The organism is Citrobacter sp. XT1-2-2, assembly GCF_023516235.1.
GTDB classification, from domain to species: Bacteria; Pseudomonadota; Gammaproteobacteria; order Enterobacterales; family Enterobacteriaceae; genus Citrobacter; species Citrobacter werkmanii.
In genome coordinates, this window is record NZ_CP097324.1 from 979,071 (window position 1) to 993,771 (window position 14,701).

General features: G+C 53.9%; 9 protein-coding genes. 8 read left to right on the forward strand and 1 reads right to left on the reverse strand.

Annotated elements, in window-relative coordinates; translation table 11 throughout:
- Nucleotides 1-116: 116 nt before the first annotated feature.
- From gudP to M4I31_RS04765, 4 genes are all read left to right on the forward strand, one after another.
- The gene (gene gudP / locus M4I31_RS04750) at nucleotides 117-1,469 is read left to right on the forward strand and encodes a galactarate/glucarate/glycerate transporter GudP (RefSeq protein WP_038633216.1); all 1,353 of its coding nucleotides are present in this window, start codon (nucleotides 117-119) and stop codon (nucleotides 1,467-1,469) included.
- Nucleotides 1,470-1,471: 2 nt separating this feature from the next.
- Complete coding sequence (locus M4I31_RS04755; RefSeq protein ID WP_085048815.1) at nucleotides 1,472-2,812, forward strand: enolase C-terminal domain-like protein; 1,341 nt, start codon at nucleotides 1,472-1,474, stop codon at nucleotides 2,810-2,812.
- 20 nt (nucleotides 2,813-2,832) lie between these two features.
- Nucleotides 2,833-4,173 carry a glucarate dehydratase gene (gene gudD, locus M4I31_RS04760; protein WP_042310713.1) on the forward strand — a complete coding sequence of 447 codons (1,341 nt, stop codon included), beginning with the start codon at nucleotides 2,833-2,835 and terminating at the stop codon, nucleotides 4,171-4,173.
- 82 nt (nucleotides 4,174-4,255) lie between these two features.
- A complete protein-coding gene (locus M4I31_RS04765) occupies nucleotides 4,256-5,398 on the forward strand; it encodes a glycerate kinase (RefSeq protein WP_085048816.1) in 1,143 nt (380 codons plus the stop codon).
- Between the two features lie 43 nt (nucleotides 5,399-5,441).
- Here the strand turns inward: M4I31_RS04765 and barA are convergent, their stop codons facing one another.
- Complete coding sequence (gene barA, locus M4I31_RS04770) at nucleotides 5,442-8,198, reverse strand: two-component sensor histidine kinase BarA (RefSeq protein ID WP_085048817.1); 2,757 nt, start codon at nucleotides 8,196-8,198, stop codon at nucleotides 5,442-5,444.
- A gap of 57 nt (nucleotides 8,199-8,255) precedes the next feature.
- On the opposite strand from barA, the gene rlmD reads away from it, so the two are divergent.
- The 4 genes from rlmD (at nucleotide 8,256) to pyrG (ending at nucleotide 14,673) form a co-directional block, all read left to right on the forward strand.
- The gene (gene rlmD / locus M4I31_RS04775; protein ID WP_085048818.1) at nucleotides 8,256-9,554 is read left to right on the forward strand and encodes a 23S rRNA (uracil(1939)-C(5))-methyltransferase RlmD; all 1,299 of its coding nucleotides are present in this window, start codon (nucleotides 8,256-8,258) and stop codon (nucleotides 9,552-9,554) included.
- 100 nt (nucleotides 9,555-9,654) lie between these two features.
- Complete coding sequence (relA, locus tag M4I31_RS04780; protein WP_042310708.1) at nucleotides 9,655-11,889, forward strand: GTP diphosphokinase; 2,235 nt, start codon at nucleotides 9,655-9,657, stop codon at nucleotides 11,887-11,889.
- A 130-nt stretch (nucleotides 11,890-12,019) separates the two neighbouring features.
- Nucleotides 12,020-12,811, forward strand: coding sequence for a nucleoside triphosphate pyrophosphohydrolase (mazG, locus tag M4I31_RS04785; protein ID WP_085048930.1), 792 nt, complete (start codon nucleotides 12,020-12,022; stop codon nucleotides 12,809-12,811).
- 224 nt (nucleotides 12,812-13,035) lie between these two features.
- Nucleotides 13,036-14,673 (forward strand): glutamine hydrolyzing CTP synthase, encoded by a 1,638-nt coding sequence (pyrG, locus tag M4I31_RS04790; RefSeq protein WP_005130912.1) that lies wholly within the window; start codon nucleotides 13,036-13,038, stop codon nucleotides 14,671-14,673.
- Nucleotides 14,674-14,701 lie beyond the last annotated feature (28 nt).

Below are 14,701 nucleotides of genomic sequence, written 5' to 3' on the forward strand. Positions count from 1 at the left end.
AGAATAAAACGGCCCTGAGCTGTACCAAAACTGCCACACACTAACCTCTCATTCTGATCACCCTACAGGTGCTGTACAGAATGAACTGGCGCAAGCCAGGATTCAGGAGTGCAACAATGAGTTCATTAAGTCAGGCGGCGAGCAGCGCGGAAAAACGCACTAACGCTCGCTACTGGATAGTGGTGATGCTGTTTATCGTCACATCCTTCAACTACGGCGATCGCGCCACCTTATCCATTGCCGGTTCGGAGATGGCCAAAGACATTGGCCTGGATGCGGTAGGCATGGGGTATGTATTCTCCGCTTTCTCATGGGCGTATGTCATCGGCCAGATCCCCGGCGGCTGGCTGCTCGATCGCTTCGGCTCCAAACGTGTTTATTTCTGGTCCATTTTTATCTGGTCCATGTTTACCCTGCTGCAGGGCTTCGTCGATATCTTTAGCGGCTTCGGTATTATCGTCGCGCTGTTTACCCTGCGCTTCCTCGTAGGGTTAGCCGAAGCCCCCTCTTTCCCCGGCAACAGTCGTATTGTGGCGGCGTGGTTCCCGGCGCAGGAAAGGGGCACGGCGGTCGCTATCTTTAACTCGGCGCAATACTTTGCCACCGTTATCTTCGCGCCAATCATGGGTTGGCTGACTCATGAAGTGGGTTGGTCACACGTGTTCTTCTTTATGGGCGGTCTCGGAATTGTTATCAGCTTTATCTGGTTGAAGGTGATTCATGAACCGAACCAGCATCCGGGCGTAAACCAAAAAGAGCTGGAGTACATTGCCGAAGGCGGGGCGCTGATCAATATGGATCAGGCGGCAGCCAAAGCTAAAGTACCGTTCAGCGTGAAGTGGGGGCAGATCAAACAACTGCTGGGTTCGCGAATGATGATCGGTATTTATATTGGCCAATACTGCATTAATGCGCTGACCTACTTCTTTATCACCTGGTTCCCGGTTTATCTGGTGCAGGCGCGCGGTATGTCCATTCTGAAAGCCGGCTTTGTTGCCTCGGTCCCGGCCATTTGCGGATTTGCGGGCGGCGTGCTCGGCGGCATTATTTCCGACTGGCTGATGCGCCGTACCGGTTCGCTGAATATCGCGCGTAAAACGCCAATCGTCATGGGGATGCTGTTATCGATGGTGATGGTGTTCTGTAACTACGTCAACGTCGAGTGGATGATCATCGGCTTTATGGCGCTGGCCTTCTTCGGCAAAGGCATCGGCGCGTTGGGATGGGCTGTGATGGCCGATACCGCGCCAAAAGAGATCAGCGGTCTGAGCGGCGGCCTGTTCAATATGTTTGGCAACATTTCCGGCATCGTCACGCCAATTGCCATTGGCTACATTGTGGGCACTACCGGCTCGTTTAACGGCGCGTTGATTTACGTAGGGGTACATGCGCTGATTGCTGTCGTCAGTTATCTGGTGCTGGTGGGGGATATTAAACGTATCGAATTGAAACCTGTCACAGGACAATGACGATGACAACACAATCGAGTCCCGTTATTACCGATATGAAGGTCATCCCGGTGGCCGGGCATGACAGCATGCTGCTCAATATTGGCGGTGCGCATAACGCATATTTTACCCGCAATATCGTGGTGCTCACCGATAACGCCGGCAATACCGGGGTTGGTGAAGCGCCGGGCGGTGAAGTGATTTATCAGACGCTGGTGGATGCAATCCCACAGGTGTTGGGACAGGAAGTCGCGCGTCTGAATAAAGTGGTTCAGCAGGTGCATAAAGGCAACCAGGCCGCTGACTTTGACACTTTCGGCAAAGGCGCCTGGACCTTTGAACTGCGGGTTAATGCGGTGGCCGCGCTTGAAGCCGCATTGCTCGATCTGCTGGGCAAGGCGCTGAACGTTCCGGTTTGTGAACTGTTAGGGCCAGGCAAGCAGCGCGATGCGGTCACTGTGCTCGGCTATCTGTTCTATGTCGGCGATCGCAGCAAAACCGATCTGCCGTATCTGGAGGGCACGCCGGGCCACCATGAGTGGTATCACCTGCGTCACCAGCAAGCGATGAACAGTGAAGCGGTGGTGCGCCTGGCAGAGGCTTCGCAAGATCGCTACGGCTTTAAAGATTTCAAACTCAAGGGGGGCGTACTGCCCGGCGAGCAAGAAATCGACACCGCTCGTGCGCTGAAAAAACGCTTCCCGGAGGCGCGTATTACGGTTGATCCCAACGGGGCCTGGCTGCTGGATGAAGCCATTTCCCTGTGTAAAGGGCTGAACGATGTTCTGACTTATGCTGAAGATCCGTGCGGTGCCGAACAGGGTTTTTCAGGCCGCGAAGTGATGGCCGAGTTCCGCCGTGCGACCGGTCTGCCGGTGGCGACCAATATGATCGCCACCAACTGGCGTGAAATGGGGCATGCGGTGATGCTGAACTCAGTAGATATTCCGCTGGCCGATCCGCACTTCTGGACCCTTTCCGGCGCGGTGCGCGTGGCACAGTTATGCGATGACTGGGGCCTGACCTGGGGCTGCCATTCCAACAACCATTTTGATATTTCGTTGGCGATGTTTACCCACGTTGGCGCCGCGGCACCGGGCAACCCGACGGCTATCGACACCCACTGGATCTGGCAGGAGGGCGATTGCCGTCTGACCAAAAATCCGCTAGAGATTAAAAACGGAAAAATTGCGGTACCCGATGCGCCCGGTCTGGGCGTGGAGCTGGACTGGGAGCAGATACAGAAAGCCCATGAGGCCTATAAGGCGCTGCCCGGCGGCGCGCGTAATGACGCAGGCCCGATGCAGTACCTGATTCCCGGATGGACTTTTGACCGTAAACGTCCCGTTTTCGGCCGCCACTAATTTTGAATAAGGATTTAAATATGAGCGCACAATTTACTACCCCCGTCGTGACCTCTATGCAGGTGATCCCGGTTGCGGGCCATGACAGCATGCTGATGAACCTGAGCGGTGCTCATGCCCCGTTCTTTACACGTAATATTGTGATTATTAAAGATAACTCTGGCCATACCGGGGTAGGGGAAATTCCTGGCGGCGAAAAAATTCGTCAGACCCTGGAAGATGCCATTCCGCTGGTGGTGGGTAAAACGCTGGGTGAGTACAAAAACGTACTGAACGCGGTACGTAATACGTTTGCCGATCGTGATGCCGGTGGCCGTGGTTTGCAGACTTTCGATTTACGTACCACTATTCATGTGGTTACCGGGATCGAAGCGGCGATGTTGGATTTGTTAGGTCAGCATCTGGGCGTCAACGTCGCATCTCTGCTGGGCGATGGTCAGCAGCGTAGCGAAGTCGAAATGCTTGGCTATCTGTTCTTCGTTGGTAACCGTAAAGCGACGCCGCTGCCGTATCAAAGCCAACCGGATGAAAAATGCGACTGGTATCGCCTGCGTCATGAAGAGGCGATGACCCCGGATGCGGTAGTGCGTCTGGCGGAAGCAGCGTATGAGAAATATGGTTTCAACGACTTCAAACTGAAAGGCGGCGTACTGGCCGGGGAAGAAGAAGCGGAATCTATTGTGGCGCTGGCGAAACGCTTTCCACAGGCGCGCGTCACGCTCGATCCCAACGGCGCATGGTCGCTGAATGAAGCGATTAAAATTGGTAAGTACCTGAAAGGATCGCTGGCTTATGCGGAAGATCCGTGCGGCGCAGAGCAGGGCTTCTCCGGTCGTGAAGTGATGGCGGAATTCCGTCGAGCTACCGGGCTGCCGACGGCGACCAATATGATCGCTACCGACTGGCGTCAGATGGGGCATACCCTGTCGTTGCAGTCCGTGGATATCCCGCTGGCGGATCCGCACTTCTGGACGATGCAGGGTTCTGTTCGCGTGGCGCAGATGTGCCATGAGTTCGGGCTGACCTGGGGCTCGCACTCTAACAACCACTTTGATATTTCGCTGGCGATGTTTACTCATGTCGCGGCGGCGGCGCCTGGGAAAATTACCGCTATCGATACCCATTGGATCTGGCAGGAAGGTAACCAGCGGCTGACCAAAGAACCTTTTGCAATCAAGGGCGGTATGGTGCAGGTTCCGGCGAAACCGGGCCTGGGCGTGGAGCTGGATATGGATCAGGTGATGAAAGCGCATGAGCTGTATCAGCAACATGGACTGGGTGCACGTGATGATGCGATGGGAATGCAGTATCTGATCCCGAACTGGACATTTGATAATAAGCGCCCGTGCATGGTACGCTAAGCGAACTGGGACCGCTCCCATGAATGGAGCGGTTTTCCTCCTGGTGTATGCTTAACACAGTCAACATGCGTAAGGATGCTTTATGAAAATAGTGATCGCACCGGATTCCTATAAGGAAAGTTTGAGTGCGCTTGAAGTCGCAACGGCGATTGAACTGGGATTCCGCGAGATCTGGCCTGAGGCGGATTACGTGAAGATCCCGGTCGCAGATGGCGGTGAGGGAACGGTCGAAGCGATGGTTGCCGCTACGCAAGGCCACCTTGTGCATGTTGATGTTACCGGCCCTTTGGGCAATACAATTCAGGCTTTTTATGGTTTATCCGGCGATGAGCGCACGGCGTTTATTGAAATGGCAGCCGCCAGCGGGCTGGAGCAGGTTCCTGCTAATTTACGCGATCCGCTGAAAACGACCTCCTGGGGAACCGGGGAGCTAATTCGGCATGCGCTGGATGCGGGCGTGGAGCATATCATCATCGGGATTGGCGGTAGCGCCACCAATGATGGCGGTGCTGGTATGGTGCAGGCGCTGGGCGCAAGGTTGCTGGATGCGCAAGATGAAGATATTGCTCATGGCGCGATGGGCCTGGAATCGCTCACCCGGATTGATATCTCGCAGTTAGACCCGCGTCTTGCCGGATGTCGTATCGAAGTGGCCTGCGACGTCACTAACCCGTTGACCGGTAAAGAAGGAGCCTCAGTGGTCTTTGGCCCACAAAAGGGGGCGACGGCGGAGATGATTCCGCGTCTTGATCGGGCGCTTACGCACTATGCGCAACTGATCGCGCGCGATCTGGACGTCAATGTGCTGGAGCTGGCCGGCGGTGGCGCTGCTGGCGGTATGGGGGCGGCGCTGTATGCGTTTTGCGGCGCACAGCTACGCCGCGGTATTGAGATCGTGACGGATGCGTTACGCCTGGATGCCTGCGTTGCGGATGCAGACTTAGTGGTGACAGGTGAAGGGCGTATCGACAGCCAGACTATTCACGGTAAGGTTCCGGTTGGCGTGGCGAAGATCGCAAAGCGTTACAACAAACCGGTGATCGGCATTGCCGGTAGCCTGACGGCGGATGTCGGTGTTGTGCACCAGCATGGGCTGGATGCGGTTTTCAGCGTCATCTATACCATTTGTTCGCTGGATGAGGCGCTGAAGAATGCGAATGAGAACGTACGCATGACCGCGCGCAACGTGGCTGCGACGCTGAAAGCGGGGCAACAGTTACGCTGAGTTACAGGCCGGATAAGGCGGTCACACCGCCATCCGGCGAATATCAGCCCAACAACTTCTTCGCTTCGCGGGCAACGTTGTCCATTTCATCCAGCAGCTCTAAAAACTCAGGCTCCAGCTCTTCTTCTTTGGTCCCGCTACGTAATTGTTGCTCAATGAGCTGGCACAGGTTTTTCATGCGCGGGACGCCGCTATAGCCGCAACTACCGTGCAGCTTATGAATCATATCCACCAGCCCTTCAGGGTTTTCGCCTACCAGTTGTTCTTCAATTTTGTTGCGCACCTCGGGTAGAAAATCGAGCAGCATTTGCAGCATATCCCGCGCCAGATCGTTTTTCCCTGCGGCTTGTCTTAATGCCAGTTGCCAGTCGAGCGTGGTATTCGGATTGACGACCGGCTCCGGAGGTTCAACCGCGAGCGCCCTAAGCGATGTGGCCGCGCCGGGTTTGTAGCGTAACAGGAGATTGTGCAGCTTATCTTCTTCGATAGGCTTCGCCAGGTAATCATTCATCCCGGCGCTGAGCAGCTTCTCTTTTTGCCCGGCCATCGCATGCGCGGTGACCGCAATAACTGGCGTCTGTTGTTGATGAGGCAACTGGTGGATCAGTTCGCAGGCGCGAATACCGTCCATGTCGGGCATCTGAATATCCATCAGGATCAGATCAAACGGCATCTGTTTGGCGCGATCCACCGCCTGGTGCCCGCTGTCGCAGAGTACGACGTGCTGTACCTTATCTTCCAGCAGTGCGCCAATCAGCTTGAGGTTCGCCGGGTTGTCGTCCACCGCCATAACGGTCATGGCGATTTTGCTTTCATCTGGCAATGGCTGATCCGCGCTGTAGTTCAACTGGCAATACTCTGTCAGCGCAGGCAGCAGTCGGGTTGAGGTGAGAGGCTTCAGCAGACACGCCGCCGCGCCGCCTTGTTTCAATTTCTCGGCGTTAATCTGTGCGTGACAGGGCAGGGCTAATAACAGGAAATCGGTCATCGCCGCTGCGCTTGCCAGCCGCTCATGTTGCATGGTGAGCGGTTCGCGCAACGTGATCGGAATGCCAATCAGCAGAATATCGTAGTGATCCTTCGGCAGCCCGGAGAATGAAGGGCTGTAAATCACCTCCAGCGGCGTTTCACTTAATATATCTAACGTGCATTGCGCGGCAGTAGCGTTAGGTTCGACATAAGCCAGTCGTTTACCAGCAAGGCACCGGGTTGTCGAGCGATCGATGAGAACGTTAGGGTTGAGATCGAGACTAATATGGAACCAGAAGGTGGATCCGCGGTTCGGCTGGCTATGGAAGGAGATATCCCCGCCCATTTCGTTGACCAGTTTTTGCGTAATGACCAGACCCAGTCCGGTACCGCCGTGGCGGCGGGAAATACTGGCGTCCGCCTGACGGAAGGCCTGGAACAGGCGTGACTGATCGCGCTCAGGGATACCGATGCCGGTATCACGGATTTGCACTTCAATTTGCACTTTCGTGTTACTGAGGGCGCGTTTCTCGACCAGAATGTCGATATTACCGCCTTCGGTAAATTTGATGGCATTGCCGACCAGATTGGTAATGACCTGCTGTAAGCGCAGCGGGTCGCCGATGACGTTGTCCGGCACATCATTCTTAATATTCAGCGTCAGCTCAAGCCCTTTATCATGGGACGAGTGCGCTAACAGCGTGACGACGTCATCCAGCGTGCTGCGTAGCGGGAACGGAATGCTTTCCAGAATGAGCTTGCCCGCTTCCAGTTTGGAGAAATCGAGAACATCATTGATGATGGCCAGCAGATTGTTGGCCGATCGCTCAATCGTATTCAGGTGATCGCGTTGCGTGGTGTTAAGCTCGGTTTTCAGCGTCAGGCGCGTAAAGCCAATCACGCCATTCAGCGGGGTGCGTAGCTCGTGCGACATGTTAGCCAGAAACTCAGACTTAATTCGGGCCGCCTCCTGGGCGCGTTTTTTCGCCAGATCCAGTTCGACGTTCTGAATTTCCATCTGCTCCAGGGTTTCACGCAGGTCGGAAGTCGCCTGATCGATATTGTGCTGCATCTCTTCATGGTAGGCTGCAAGAGACATCGCCATCGAGTTGATACCGTTTTTGAGCATATCCAGCTCGCCCAGCATGAAACCTTCCACACGGCTGTCGAGCTGCCCTCTACGTATACGGTCAACGGTATTCACCATGTTGCGAATCGGGCCGGTTACGTCGCGCATCAGACGCCAGCCGAAAATTAACGCAATACCAATACAAAACAGCATCATTACGCTGGAGATAAAGATCTCTTTATATTGCTGCAGTCGAACCGACTTGAGGTCCAGTTCAAGCGCTACATACCCCAGCATATTTTGCGTATTTTTGGCGTCGCTTATGGCAGATTCATCCGGCGAATAGCTTTCCGATATAATTGGCGTTCGCAGGATCATGATATCCCCGAGCCGGGTGACGCTCAGCTTACGGGGAAACGGTGAACCGGTCGCCAGCTGCATTTCAGACGGATCGAGATGAAAATTGGAGGTGACAAACAGCCGGTTGTTCTCGTCATAGACAGAAATTGCCCGCACGATATCGGAATGGCGGCGATGCAGCACGCTGATGAGCTGGCCGATGGATTCCCTGTTTTGCAGGTTCATGCCATATTCGCTGGAGACCGCCAGTGGCTCTATGATACTGGCGCCGGCATCTTCCAGTTGACGCTGCAAGTCGTTATAGCGATGCACAACAAAAAAGATACTGAGCAGCAAACCAATCAGGACGGTCGGGGCCAGGATCAGAATCATCATGCGTGCGCGCAGGCTGTAGTTGGTCATGGAGTTCCGTTATGGGACAATTAGGGTCACACTGTTAAATAGAGAAATATCTCGTCGATGGCGCAATTCTACTCTGCAAAACGACGCGTGACGACGCGTCAGATCATAACCGTTACCGTCAATGACCTCGATCCTTTTGGTCAGGGTGTCGCTCGCCATAACGGAAAGGCGTTGTTTATACCGGAATTGCTACCCCAGGAAAGCGCAGAGGTGGTGATTACCGAAGATAAAAAACAGTTCGCCCGCGCGCAAGTAAAACGACGTTTAAACGACAGTCCACAACGTGAAGTGCCACGTTGCCCGCATTTTGGCGTCTGTGGCGGTTGCCAGCAGCAGCACGCCAGCATCCCGTTGCAGCAGCGTAGCAAAAGCGCGGCGTTAGCGCGTTTAATGAAATGTGAAGTGTCGGATGTTATCGCTGATACCCCGTGGGGCTATCGTCGTCGCGCACGTTTGAGCCTGAACTATCGGTCAAAAGAACAAAAATTGCAGATGGGTTTTCGCAAATCCGGTTCCAGCGACATTATTGATGTCAAACAATGCCCTATTCTGGTGCCCCAACTTGAAGCGCTGTTGCCCCACATCAGGGCGTGTCTGGAGAGTTTGCAAGGGTTACGTCATCTCGGTCATGTTGAGCTGGTGCAGGCAGGGAGCGGCGCGTTGATGATTTTGCGCCACACGGCGCCATTAAGTGCTGCGGATAAAGGAAAACTGGAATGCTTTTCGCATTCTCAGGGGCTGTCTTTGTTTCTGGCCCCGCAAAGCGAGATACTGGAATCAGTATCAGAAGAATCGCCCTGGTATGACTCAAATGGACTACGGTTAAGCTTCAGCCCGCGTGATTTTATTCAGGTCAATGCAGGGGTAAACCAAAAAATGGTCGCCTGTGCGCTGGAATGGCTGGATGTGCGACCTGAAGATCGCGTGCTCGATCTGTTCTGCGGTATGGGGAATTTTACTCTGCCGCTGGCTGTGCGGGCAGCAAGCGTGGTGGGGGTTGAAGGAGTACCGGCGCTGGTCGAAAAAGCCCGGGAAAACGCGCTGAATAACGGATTACACAACGTGACATTCTTTCATGAAAACCTTGAGGAGGATGTTACCCAGCAGCCGTGGGCGAAAAACGGATTCGACAAAGTATTGCTCGATCCTGCGCGTGCGGGGGCTGCCGGTGTGATGCAACATATTATAAAATTAAGCCCTGGTCGCGTTGTTTATGTATCCTGTAACCCCGCAACGCTGGCTCGTGACAGCGACGCTTTGCTCAACGCGGGATATGCCATACGGCGACTGGCAATGCTCGATATGTTCCCGCACACTGGACACCTGGAATCGATGGTCCTGTTTGAGCGTTTGTAATGAAATTTGTACCCATTGGATTTCGGGTTGTAATGCAGCATGAAAGACAATGGGTATGGCTTGTCGACTTCGACAGGCCAGGCCCCTAAAGGAGAGGACAATGGTTGCGGTAAGAAGTGCACATATAAATAAAGCTGGTGAGTTTGATCCCAAGAAATGGATCGCGAGTCTGGGAATCTCCAGCCAGCAGTCGTGTGAACGCTTAGCCGAAACCTGGGCGTACTGCCAGCAGCAAACACAGGGACATCCTGATGCGGATTTGCTGCTATGGCGTGGCGTGGAGATGGTAGAAATACTCTCTATGTTGAGCATGGATATCGACACGCTACGTGCGGCAATGCTATTTCCTCTGGCGGATGCCAACGTGGTCAGTGAGGACATCCTGCGCGAAAGCGTGGGTAAATCCATTGTGCATCTTATCCATGGCGTGCGCGATATGGCGGCGATACGCCAGCTGAAAGCCACGCATACCGATTCAGTCTCTTCCGAGCAGGTCGATAACGTCCGCCGTATGCTGCTGGCAATGGTGGATGATTTCCGCTGCGTGGTCATCAAGCTGGCGGAGAGGATCGCGCATCTGCGTGAAGTGAAAGACGCACCGGAAGATGAACGCGTTCTGGCGGCAAAAGAGTGCACCAATATCTATGCGCCGCTGGCCAACCGTTTGGGCATCGGACAATTAAAATGGGAGCTGGAAGATTACTGCTTCCGCTACCTGCACCCGGCCGAATACAAACGCATTGCTAAGCTGCTGCACGAGCGTCGCATCGATCGCGAACACTATATTGAAGAGTTCGTTGGTCATCTGCGCTCAGAAATGAAAACGGAAGGCGTCAAAGCCGAAGTGTACGGGCGTCCGAAGCATATCTACAGCATCTGGCGTAAAATGCAGAAAAAGCAGTTAGCCTTCGATGAACTGTTCGATGTGCGCGCGGTGCGCATCGTGGCGGAGCGTCTACAGGACTGCTATGCCGCGCTCGGGATAGTACATACTCACTATCGCCATCTGCCGGATGAGTTCGATGATTACGTCGCTAATCCGAAACCCAACGGCTACCAGTCGATCCATACGGTTGTGTTAGGGCCGGGTGGAAAAACCATTGAAATCCAGATCCGCACCAAACAGATGCATGAAGATGCCGAACTGGGCGTGGCGGCGCACTGGAAGTACAAAGAAGGGACTGCGTCAGGCGCGGCGCGTTCTGGGCATGAAGACCGCATTGCGTGGCTGCGTAAGCTGATCGCCTGGCAGGAAGAGATGGCGGATTCCGGCGAAATGCTGGATGAAGTGCGCAGCCAGGTCTTCGATGACCGGGTTTACGTCTTTACGCCAAAAGGTGACGTTGTTGACTTACCTGCAGGCTCCACGCCGCTGGACTTTGCTTACCACATTCACAGTGATGTAGGGCATCGTTGCATTGGCGCGAAAATTGGTGGGCGCATCGTACCGTTTACCTACCAGTTACAGATGGGCGATCAAATTGAAATTATCACCCAGAAACAGCCAAACCCAAGCCGTGACTGGTTGAACCCTAACCTTGGCTATGTGACCACCAGCCGTGGTCGCTCGAAGATCCACGCCTGGTTCCGTAAACAAGATCGTGACAAAAACATCCTTGCGGGCCGCCAGATCCTCGACGATGAGCTTGCGCACCTGGGCATTAGCCTGAAAGAGGCGGAAAAACATCTGCTGCCGCGCTACAGCTTCAATGAACTGGATGAACTGCTGGCGGCGATTGGCGGAGGAGACATCCGTCTCAACCAGATGGTGAACTTCCTGCAGGCGCAGTTTAATAAGCCCAGCGCTGCTGAGCAGGATGCAGCCGCGCTGAAACAGCTTCAGCAGAAAACCCAGGCGCCGCAGAGTCGCCGTAAAGACGATGGTCGCGTCGTGGTGGAAGGGGTCGGTAACCTGATGCACCACATCGCGCGCTGCTGCCAGCCGATTCCTGGCGATGAAATCGTTGGGTTTATCACCCAGGGGCGCGGTATTTCCGTGCACCGCGCCGATTGCGAACAGTTGGCAGAGCTGCGTTCACACGCGCCGGAGCGGATTGTTGATGCGGTTTGGGGCGAAAGCTACTCGGCGGGATACTCGCTGGTGGTTCGCGTACAGGCCAACGATCGCAGCGGTTTATTGCGTGATATCACCACCATTCTTGCCAACGAGAAAGTGAACGTGCTGGGGGTTGCCAGCCGGAGCGATACCAAACAACAGTTGGCCACCATCGATATGACCATCGAAATCTATAACCTGCAGGTGCTCGGACGCGTGCTTGGCAAGCTGAACCAGGTGCCGGATGTGATCGACGCGCGTCGTCTGCACGGTAATTAATTATTTTGTAGGCCGGATAATCTTGTAGGCCTGATAAAACGCGTTAGCGTTGCCATCAGGCATTGCCATGTTGCCGGATGTCGGCTATCGCCTTATCCGGCCTACCGTACTGAAATTTCAGGATTTTCACATGAACCAAATCGATCGACTGCTCGGTATTATGCAGCGTTTGCGCGACCCGGAAAACGGCTGTCCGTGGGATAAAGAGCAGACATTCGCCACTATTGCCCCTTACACTCTCGAAGAAACCTATGAAGTACTGGATGCGATTGCGCGTGAAGACTTCGACGATCTGCGCGGAGAGCTCGGCGACCTGTTGTTCCAGGTGGTGTTTTATGCCCAGATGGCGCAGGAAGAAGGCCGTTTTGATTTCAATGATATCTGCGCCGCCATCAGCGATAAGCTTGAACGTCGGCATCCGCATGTATTCGCTGATGTTTCTGCCAGCAACAGTACTGAAGTGCTAACCCGCTGGGAGCAAATTAAAAGCGAAGAACGCGCCGGGAAAGCACAGCATTCCGCACTCGACGATATTCCCCGCAGTTTACCGGCGTTAATGCGCGCCCAGAAAATCCAGAAACGCTGCTCTAATGTTGGCTTCGATTGGAAAACATTAGGACCGGTTGTCGACAAGGTTTATGAAGAGATCGACGAAGTCATGTTTGAGGCAAAGCAGGCTGTTGTCGACCAGGCTAAACTGGAGGAGGAAATGGGCGATCTGCTGTTTGCCACAGTCAACATGGCTCGTCATCTGGGGACAAAAGCCGAGACTGCGTTACAAAAAGCGAACGAGAAATTTGAACGACGTTTTCGTGAAGTTGAGCGAATTGTCGCTGCTCGTGGTCTGGAAATGACGGGTGTTGATCTGGAAACGATGGAAGAAGTCTGGCAACAGGTAAAACGGCAGGAAATTGATCTCTAAGGGATTTCGTCGGTCAAGGGCGTTTTGTGTGATTTTTTAAATAACAAGCGCTTGATTTACGTCAAAAACATTTACCCCAAAGGGGCTATTTTCTCACTCCCGATGTTAATGTGAGCCTGGTGAAGAGGAGGGATAATGAAAGTTTGTGGCGCTCGTCATGTTCGGGTATACTACTTTCCCGTCTTGGTAATTCCATCGTTTCACCCTAACTTCTCAGGTCCAGCATGACAACGAACTATATTTTTGTGACCGGCGGGGTCGTATCCTCTCTGGGAAAAGGCATTGCCGCAGCCTCCCTCGCAGCCATTCTTGAAGCCCGTGGCCTCAACGTGACCATGATGAAACTGGATCCGTACATCAACGTCGATCCGGGTACTATGAGCCCAATCCAACACGGGGAAGTGTTCGTTACCGAAGACGGCGCTGAAACCGACCTGGACCTGGGTCACTATGAGCGTTTCATCCGTACGAAAATGAGCCGCCGCAACAACTTCACCACGGGGCGTATCTACTCTGACGTTCTGCGTAAAGAACGCCGTGGCGACTATCTGGGCGCTACTGTTCAGGTTATCCCGCATATCACCAACGCAATTAAAGAGCGCGTTCTGGAAGGCGGTGAAGGTCATGATGTTGTTCTGGTCGAAATCGGCGGAACCGTTGGGGATATCGAATCTCTGCCGTTCCTTGAAGCGATTCGCCAGATGGCCGTAGAAATTGGCCGTGAGCACACGCTGTTTATGCATCTGACGCTGGTTCCGTACATGGCGGCGGCAGGTGAAGTCAAAACGAAACCGACTCAGCACTCTGTAAAAGAGCTGCTTTCTATCGGTATTCAGCCAGATATCCTGATCTGCCGCTCCGATCGCGCAGTTCCGGCGAATGAACGTGCGAAAATTGCATTGTTCTGTAACGTTCCGGAAAAAGCGGTGATTTCTCTGAAAGATGTCGATTCCATCTATAAAATTCCGGGCCTGTTGAAATCCCAGGGCCTTGACGATTATATTTGTAAACGATTCAGCTTGAACTGTCCGGAAGCTAATCTGTCAGAATGGGAACAGGTTATCTACGAAGAAGCGAATCCGGCAGGTGAAGTGACTATCGGTATGGTCGGCAAGTATATTGAACTGCCGGACGCCTATAAGTCAGTGATTGAAGCGCTGAAACACGGTGGTCTGAAGAATCGTGTCACCGTCAACATCAAGCTGATCGATTCGCAGGATGTCGAAACGCGCGGCGTTGAGATCCTGAAAGGTCTTGATGCTATCCTGATCCCTGGCGGCTTCGGCTACCGTGGTGTTGAAGGTAAAATCGCGACGGCGCGCTTTGCGCGTGAGAACAATATTCCTTATCTGGGCATTTGCCTGGGTATGCAGGTTGCGTTGATTGAGTTTGCGCGTAACGTAGTGGGTATGGACAACGCCAACTCCACGGAATTTGTGCCAGACTGTAAGTACCCGGTGGTGGCTCTGATTACCGAATGGCGTGACGAAGACGGCAACGTCGAAGTCCGTACCGAGAAGAGCGATCTGGGTGGCACCATGCGTCTTGGCGCGCAGCAGTGTCAGCTGAGCGATGAAAGCCTGGTCCGTCAACTGTACGGCACGCCGACAATCGTTGAACGCCACCGTCACCGCTACGAAGTCAACAATATGCTGTTGAAACAGATTGAAGCTGCTGGTCTGCGTGTTGCAGGCCGTTCCGGTGATGATCAGTTGGTCGAGATCATCGAGGTACCGAATCATCCGTGGTTCGTGGCCTGTCAGTTCCACCCGGAATTTACTTCCACGCCACGTGATGGGCACCCGCTGTTTGCCGGCTTTGTGAAAGCCGCCAGTGAACATCAGAAGCGTCAGGCGAAGTAAGAAGTAAAAAGTTAGAACGGCAATGCAC